Origin of the sequence: Stenotrophomonas sp. CASM110, from assembly GCF_049384345.1 — a bacterium.
Classification (GTDB): Bacteria; Pseudomonadota; Gammaproteobacteria; order Xanthomonadales; family Xanthomonadaceae; genus Stenotrophomonas; species Stenotrophomonas muris.
Genome location: NZ_JBMRGI010000008.1, coordinates 216,830 through 224,744, shown reverse-complemented (window position 1 = coordinate 224,744; position 7,915 = coordinate 216,830). Strand labels below are relative to the sequence as shown.

The window sequence follows — 7,915 nt, the reverse complement described above, 5'->3', positions numbered from 1 at the left end:
GGCGGGGCGGTGTGGGTTGGCAGGACACGCCGTAAACCCCCCTCCGGGGGCCGGCCCAGCCGCTGGCGGCTGTGCGTTCGGGCGCTTGCAAAGCAGTGCTTCGCAAGCAAAGCGCCCTCACCCATGGCGCCAACGGTCCTGCCAACCCACACCGCCCCACCCCCGACAGATTCCTGCGGCGGTTGGTAACGGCTGTCGCTGTTGGTCTTGGTAGGTGTCGACCTTGGTCGACACGATTTTTCTGTCAGATATCGAATTGAATATTGAATCTGGGGATCCGACCCCGTGCTCCGACAGATCGCGGAAGTCTGTCGAAGGCGGGGTGGGTCCGGTTGCGGGGGCGTGAGCCGCATGGATGCGGCGACCGAGCCTCCATGGACGGATTCACGGCGTCCCCCGCAACCGAACCCACCTCGCCATCCCACGGGAAACCCGCTGTTGCTTCGGCTGTTGCTTCTGAGGTTGCCGGCCAGCGGCCGGCACTACCGCGGGCGCAGGGCGCAGCCCTGCATGAAAACCCCACCCCCTACCAAGGTAGGGCGGCCCGCGCGGCAGCGCCGGACTATCCTCGAACCCATGACTTTGTCTGGGAGGGCTGCGTCATGAACTACGAGGAAACCTACCGTCGCTCGATCGACGAGCCGGAGGCCTTCTGGGGCGAGGAAGCCAAGCGCATCCATTGGCACAAACCGCCGCAGCAGGTACTCGACTACAGCAACCCGCCGTTCCGGCGCTGGTTTGTCGGCGGTGAAACCAATCTCTGCTACAACGCCGTCGACCGCCATCTGGCCGAGCGCGCCGACCAGCTCGCGCTGGTTGCCATTTCCACCGAGACCAGCAGCACCCGCGAGATCACCTATCGCCAGCTGTATCGGGAAGTGAACGACTTCGCTGCCGTGCTCAAGCACCTCGGCGTCGGTCACGGTGACCGTGTGGTGATCTACATGCCGAACATGGCCGAAGCCGTGTTCGCGATGCTGGCCTGCGCGCGCATCGGTGCGGTGCATTCGGTGGTGTTCGGTGGCTTCGCCGCGCACAACCTGGCGCTGCGCATCGACGATGCCAAGCCGAAGCTGCTGATCGCCGCCGATGCCGGCATGCGCGGTGGCAAGCTGATTCCGTACAAGCCGATGGTCGATGCAGCCTGCGCCGAAGCCACGTCGCCACCGCCGCACGTACTGATCGTGTCGCGCGGACTGGATGCCGCCGAACCACGCGTGCCGGGCCGCGATGTGGAGTACGCCGCGCTGCGTGCGCAGATCGGTGAGGTCGACGTGCCGGTGCAGTGGCTGGAATCGAGCGAGCCGAGCTACCTGTTGTATACCTCGGGCACCACCGGCAAGCCGAAGGGCGTGCAGCGCGATGTCGGCGGCTACGCGGTGGCGATGGCACAGTCGATGGAAACCGTGTTCGACTGCAGGCCGGGGCAGGTGATGTTCTCCACTTCCGATGTCGGCTGGGCGGTAGGCCATTCCTACAATGTGTACGGCCCGCTGATCGGCGGCTGCACCTCGCTGCTGTACGAAGGGCTGCCGACCAACCCGGACCCGGGCATCTGGTGGGCGCTGTGCGAGCAGTACAACGTGCGCACGATGTTCTCGTCGCCCACTGCCATCCGCGTGCTGAAGAAGCACGATGCGGACTTCATCCATCGCCACGACCTGCGCGCGCTGAAATACCTGTTCCTGGCCGGCGAGCCGCTGGACGAACCGACCGCGCACTGGATCAGCGAAGCGCTCGGCAAGCCGATCATCGACAACTACTGGCAGACCGAGACCGGCTGGCCGGCGCTGACCCTGCTGCCGGGCCTGGAGATGAAGCCGGTGCGCTTCGGTTCGCCGGGCTTCCCCAACCTCGGCTACCGGATGAAGGTGATCGACGAGAACACCGGCGAGGAAGTCGCACCGGGGCAGAAGGGGGTGCTGGTGGTGTCGCCACCGTTGCCGCCGGGCTGCATGAGCACGGTGTGGAACGACGACAACCGTTTCCTGCAGAGCTACTTCAGCCACTTCAAGGAACTGCTGTACAGCTCGCTGGACTGGGCAATCCGCGACGACGATGGCTACACCTTCATCCTCGGCCGTACCGATGATGTGATCAACGTGGCCGGGCACCGGCTGGGCACGCGCGAGATCGAAGAGGCCATTTCGAGCCACCCGCGCGTGGCCGAGGCTGCCGTGATCGGGGTCAAGGACGAATTGAAGGGGCAGGTGCCGCTGGTGTTCGTCACCCTCAAGCAGGGCCTGGATGGCGAGGATCCGGCGCAAGTGGTGGCCGAGATGATGGCCACGGTGACCACCTCGCTCGGCGCAGTGGCCCGCCCGGCGCACGTGCACGTGGTCAATGCGCTGCCCAAGACCCGTTCGGGCAAGCTGCTGCGGCGCTCGTTGCAGGCGCTGGCCGAGCAGCGCGACCCGGGTGACCTGTCGACGCTGGACGACCCCGGCGCGCTGGAGGAGATCCGCCGGGCGCTGGGCCGTTGATCCGGACGTGCCGCCCACTGGCCGGCACCCCCATCCACCCCGAGGTTGCCGGCCAGCGGCCGGCACTACCCGCAGTACTTGCGCTAAGCTCGGCCTGTCATCGACCTGCAATACGCGGCTCGCGCCGGGGAACGCGCGTGCCGTCCGGAGATGGCAACACAGGGGGGCGTGCCCGCGAGGGCGCGCCGGCATTGCGCATCGAGCGAGGGGGAGGCAATGGCATTGCTGCACGCCAAGACGGCTGCTGGCCGTCAGGAAATCGAAGACCGTAGCCGGCGCCTGCCGGCGGCACTGCGTTCGATCCTGCTGATGGTCGATGGCCATCGCAACGACACCGAACTGCGTGGCCTGTTCGAAGGCCTGCGGGCACCACCGGACGCACTGGAGCAATTGTCAGCACAGGGCCTGATCGAAGTGATCGGCGGAAGCGCAGAGGTGGCGCCGGCGCGCGGCATCAGCACCGGGCGCGAACAGGACCCGGCGCTGTACCAGCAGTTGTACGACGCGATGAGCGAGGCGGTGCGCCGCCACCTGGGCCTGAAGGGCTACTTCATGCAGTTGAAGATCGAACGCTGCACCGATGCGCTGGCGCTGGAGCGCTTGTGCCCGGAGTTGCTGGCGGCGGTGGGCAAGGCGCGCAGCCCGGCATTGGCGCAGCGCTGGTGGCAGGAAACCCAGTCGGCGGTGCTGAACGCTGGCAGTGAGGTCGTGCAGGCCTGAGCCACCGCGTAAAGTGATCGGTTCACTTCCCTACAAGGAGTCCCGCGTGCAGGACGACCACGACGACACCGACACCCCAGGCTGGGACGCGATCAATGCGGCGCTGGCGCCGCTGTATGCCGGCCAGGAGCCGCGTCACTTCGGCACCGCGCTTCCGTACACGCTCGGTGGCCAGGATCCACTGGATGGCATCAGCGTGTACTGGGCGGATGCGCCGGTACCGCACTGGCATTACATCACCTACGGCTTCTCCGAGCTGTACGCCAAGGAGAGCAGTGATGCAGATGCCAGCGGTTATGGCTTCGAGCTGACCTTCCGTCTGGCTGCCGAGGCCGGTGAGAACGCCGGCAGCACCCCGCCGGTGTGGCCGATGAACCTGCTGCAGAACCTGGCGCGTTACGTGTTCGGCAGTGGCAACGTGTTCGAGGATGGCCATCACCTCAACGCTAACGGTCCGATCGCGCTGGAGACCGGCACGCGGCTGTGCCATCTGGCCTTCATTGCGGACCCGCAGTTGCCGGCGCGGGACACGGCCAACGGCCATCTGCAGTTCCTGCAGCTGGTCGGATTGACCGATGAGGAGATGGAGGCAGTCAAGCGCTGGTCGACGCGTGGCGTGCTGCAGGCGCTGCTGCCGGCGATGCCGCTGTGGATCAGCGATCTGCATCGCGACAACCTGCTGGAGGACCCTGCGCTGGCACAGCGGGTGCAGGCCGGCAGCGAACGCGAGGGTTCCAGCACCGGCATGCTGTTCATCGAGACCCTGGACTGGCGGCAGGAGGCGGGCGTCACCACGCTGGTGCTCGGCGCCGGTCAGGTCGCCAGCGTGTGCGAACTGTTGCCGCTGCGCCTGCGCCACGGCAAATCGCTGGAACTGGCCAGCCGCGAGCGGCAGTGGGAGTTCATCGCGCATGGGGGCGGTGAAGCGGCGGACGTATCCGCCGACAGCGCGCGCTGGTCACTGGACGAGGCGGGCCTGCAGGCCCTGGCAGGGGTGCGCGCCGAGCGCGGGGTTTACCCGGTGGCGGGGGCGCTGCGCATCGAAGTGGTGCCGACCTACCTGCGCGATGCCAAGGGGGAAGTGATCCGCCAGATCGGCTGATCGCGCGAATGATATCGAGGGGTCGGAGCCGCCTGCTGCGCAGGCGGATCCGACCCCGTCTGGTGGCCGGTGGGGTCAGATCCGTCCGCCACGCGAACGGCTCTGACCCCTGACCAAGGTCAGGCCAGGCCTTCGGCCTTCAGCGCGGCCTGCACGCCGGCATCGGCATCCATGCGTGCCTTGTAGGCGGCCAGATTGTCCAGGCCCGACAGGTCGACCTTGGTGCCGGCGGCCCAGCGCAGGGTGATGTAGAAGTACGGGTCGGCGAAGCTGCGGAAGCCGGCCAGCCAGGGCTTGTCGGCCAGCTGCCTGTCAGCGGTCTCGAACAGGCCACGCAGGCGCTTGTGCGCGGCGGCGCGGATCGCGTCGTACTGGCCTTCGTCGGCAATGAACTTGCCCGGCGCGAACAGCGGCGAGAAGGCCGGGTGCACGTCGGAATTGACGAACGCCAGCCAGCGGGTGGCTTCGGCGCGCTGGCGCGGGCTGCCGTCACCGCCGAGGCCGGCCTGCGGGAAGCTGTCGGCGATATAGCCCATGATCGCGGCGTTCTGCAGCAGCACGAAGTCGCCGTCGACCAGCGCGGGCACCGCACCGGCCGGATTGATCTTGAGGAATTCCGGACCCTTCAGGGTGTCCTTGTTCAGCAGTTCAACCTCGAACGGCTGGCCGGTCCACTGCAGGGCGATGTGGTCGGCGGTGGAACAGGCACCGGGCTTGCTGTACAGCTTCATGGGAACTCCAGGCGATGCGGGCGGGAAACGCCCACTATCCCAGAGCCTGCCGGCAGGCGGCAACGCTGCCGCCGGCACGGATCGTTACGACTGCCGCGGCTTGAGGTTCTGCACCTTATAGAAGGTGTGATCGCCGATGGTGGCCACCTGGTAGGCATTGCGCCAGTTCGGGCTGGCAATGGACAGCGCGGCGAAGTGGCTGGCACCGGGCACGATCTCGCGGCGCTCGCCGGCCGGCAGCGCCCAGTTGCGCTCGGCGTCGAAGGCCACGTTCATTGCCTCGCTCCAGGCCGCGTCGTTGCCCAACTGGGTGCCGGGGGAGACGATGGTCGGTGCGAACTGCTTGCGCGCGGTGACCACCTGGCACATCGAGTCGCCCCACAGGCCACTGTCGAGACGGCGCAGTGCGACCTCGGCGACGGCCTGCTGGCCGCGCAGGGTCTGGTCGCGGGCTTCCAGGTAAACGGTGGTGCTCAAACACAGTGAATCAGCGGCCGGCTGCGGCAACAACTGCGACAGCCAGAGAATCCAGGCCAGTTTCATATAACTCCTTGCTCCGTATGGGCCGCACCCTCCGGTTCCGTGCGCAGGGCGACAGGAGGCGGGGTACGACTTGGCGTCATGGGGAGGCGGCCATCGGGGCCGCCCCGTTGGGCAGCCCCAAAAGAAACGACCAGTACCGATCGTGGGGCTGCGCCGGCTCACCGGAAACTGGCTGGTGAGCGGAAAGATGGCGCAAGGTAGGGGGGCGTAGCCGAACGCATCGTGAACCGCTCGGCTTGACATTCAGGTTCAATGAGGGTGACGGAAATCACATTCCGCCCCCCATTCAGGCGCTCATCAGAGCCCGGCGGCAACCCGGCTGCCCTGGTCGATGGCGCGCTTGGCGTCGAGTTCTGCGGCCACGTCGGCACCGCCGATCAGCTGCGCGTTGATGCCGGCCGCCTGCAGTTCGGCCTGCAGCGCGCGGTTGGGTTCCTGCCCGGCGCAGATCACCACATGGTCGACCGGCAGCAGCTGTTCGCTGCCGTCCACGCGGATGCGCAGGCCCGCGTCGTCCACGCCGAGGTACTCGACGCCACCGAGCATGCGCACGCCCTTGGCCTTCAGCGTGGCGCGATGGATCCAGCCGGTGGTCTTGCCCAGGCGCGCGCCGGGCTTGCCCGGGCTGCGCTGCAGCAGCCACAGCCGGCGCGGCGAGGTTTCAACCTCCGGCCTGGCCAGTGAGCCGCGGGCCTCGAAGGTGCTGTCCACGCCCCATTCGGCCATCCAGCGCTGCGGGTCGAGGGAGGGGGACTCGCCGGCGTGACTGAGGAATTCGCCGACATCGAAGCCGATGCCGCCGGCGCCGATGATCGCCGCACTGGCGCCCACTTCGACCCGGCCCAGCAGCACGTCCAGGTAGCTGACCACCTTGGCGTGATCGGCACCGGGGAAATCGACCTTGCGCGGGGTGATGCCGGTGGCCAGCACCACCTCGTCGAAGCCGGTCAGCTGGGCGGCATCGGCGCGGGTGCCGAGGCGCAGCTGCACACCGGTTTCGGCCAGTTTGTGGCGGAAGTAGCGCAGGGTCTCGTGGAACTCTTCCTTGCCGGGGATGCGCTTGGCCACGTTGAACTGGCCGCCGATCTCATCATTGGCGTCGAACAGGGTGACCTGGTGGCCACGCTGGGCAGCGACGGTGGCACAGGCCAGGCCGGCGGGGCCGGCACCGACCACCGCAACCTTCTTCGGCGCAGCGGTGGGGCGATAGACCAGCTCGGTCTCGTGCGCGGCGCGCGGATTGACCAGGCAGCTGGCCAGCTTGTTCTCGAACACGTGGTCCAGGCAGGCCTGGTTGCAGGCGATGCAGGTGTTGATCGCCTCGGCGCGGCCGGCACGGGCCTTGTTCGGCCACTGCGGGTCGGCCAGCAGCGGGCGTGCCAGCGACACCATGTCGGCGCCGCCATTGGCGAGGATGCGCTCGGCGACGTCGGGCATGTTGATGCGGTTGGTCGCCACCAGCGGCACCTTCACATGCGGCTTGAGCTTGGCGGTGACCCCGGCGAAGGCGGCACGCGGCACCGAGGTGGCGATGGTCGGAATGCGCGCTTCGTGCCAGCCGATGCCGGAATTGATGATCGTTGCGCCGGCCGCCTCGATGGCCTGCGCCTGCTGCACGATTTCTTCCCAGCTGCTGCCGTCGTCGACCAGATCCACCAGCGACAGGCGATAGATGATGATGAAGTCCGGGCCGCAGGCCTCGCGGATGCGGCGTACGATCTCGACCGCGAAGCGCATGCGTTGGCGCGCGTCGCCGCCCCAGGCATCGGTGCGCTTGTTGGTGCGCGGGGCGATGAATTCGTTGATGAGGTAGCCCTCCGAACCCATCACTTCCACGCCGTCGTAGCCGGCCTCGCGGGCCAGCTTGGCGCTGCGTGCGTAATCGGCGATATGCCGGTCGACGCCGCTGGCCGACAACGCGCGCGGGGTGAACGGGTTGATCGGTGCCTTCAGCTTCGACGGTGCCACCGACAACGGGTGATAGGCGTAACGGCCTGCATGCAGCAGCTGCAGGCAGATCTTCGCGCCGTGCTGGTGCGCGGCGGCGGTGAGCTGGCGGTGCGGCCGCACTTCCCAGGGCCAGGACAGCTTGCCGCCGAACGGCTTCAGCCAGCCGACCACATTCGGTGCGAAGCCGCCGGTGACGATCAGGCCGACGCCGCCCTCGGCGCGCTCGGCGAAGTAGGCCGCCAGCCGCGGGAAGTCGCGGGCGCGATCCTCCAGGCCGGTGTGCATCGAGCCCATCAATACGCGGTTGCGCAGTTGGGTGAAGCCCAGGTCCAGCGGGGCGAACAGATGGGGATAGGCGCTTTCGTTGGCTGGCGACATGATCGATA

Annotated in this window: 6 protein-coding genes; 3 read left to right on the top strand and 3 right to left on the bottom strand. The window is 67.6% G+C overall.

What is annotated here, in order from left to right:
- Window positions 1-602 precede the first annotated feature (602 nt).
- The 3 genes from prpE (at window position 603) to VG561_RS09545 (ending at window position 4,305) form a co-directional block, all read left to right on the top strand.
- Window positions 603-2,483 carry a propionate--CoA ligase gene (gene prpE / locus VG561_RS09555; RefSeq protein ID WP_014646065.1) on the top strand — a complete coding sequence of 627 codons (1,881 nt, stop codon included), beginning with the start codon at window positions 603-605 and terminating at the stop codon, window positions 2,481-2,483.
- Between the two features lie 216 nt (window positions 2,484-2,699).
- On the top strand, window positions 2,700-3,203 hold the full coding sequence (locus VG561_RS09550; protein ID WP_046429081.1) for a hypothetical protein: 504 nt from the start codon (window positions 2,700-2,702) through the stop codon (window positions 3,201-3,203).
- A gap of 46 nt (window positions 3,204-3,249) precedes the next feature.
- Window positions 3,250-4,305 (top strand): suppressor of fused domain protein, encoded by a 1,056-nt coding sequence (locus tag VG561_RS09545; protein ID WP_049406569.1) that lies wholly within the window; start codon window positions 3,250-3,252, stop codon window positions 4,303-4,305.
- 119 nt (window positions 4,306-4,424) lie between these two features.
- Here VG561_RS09545 and VG561_RS09540 read toward each other — a convergent pair whose 3' ends face one another.
- The 3 genes from VG561_RS09540 to VG561_RS09530 all read right to left on the bottom strand — a co-directional run bounded on the left by VG561_RS09540 (window position 4,425) and on the right by VG561_RS09530 (window position 7,907).
- Complete coding sequence (locus tag VG561_RS09540) at window positions 4,425-5,036, bottom strand: glutathione S-transferase N-terminal domain-containing protein (protein ID WP_014646068.1); 612 nt, start codon at window positions 5,034-5,036, stop codon at window positions 4,425-4,427.
- Window positions 5,037-5,120: 84 nt separating this feature from the next.
- On the bottom strand, window positions 5,121-5,579 hold the full coding sequence (locus tag VG561_RS09535; protein ID WP_004154513.1) for a cell wall hydrolase: 459 nt from the start codon (window positions 5,577-5,579) through the stop codon (window positions 5,121-5,123).
- 297 nt (window positions 5,580-5,876) lie between these two features.
- Window positions 5,877-7,907, bottom strand: coding sequence for an NADPH-dependent 2,4-dienoyl-CoA reductase (locus tag VG561_RS09530; protein ID WP_032955884.1), 2,031 nt, complete (start codon window positions 7,905-7,907; stop codon window positions 5,877-5,879).
- Window positions 7,908-7,915 lie beyond the last annotated feature (8 nt).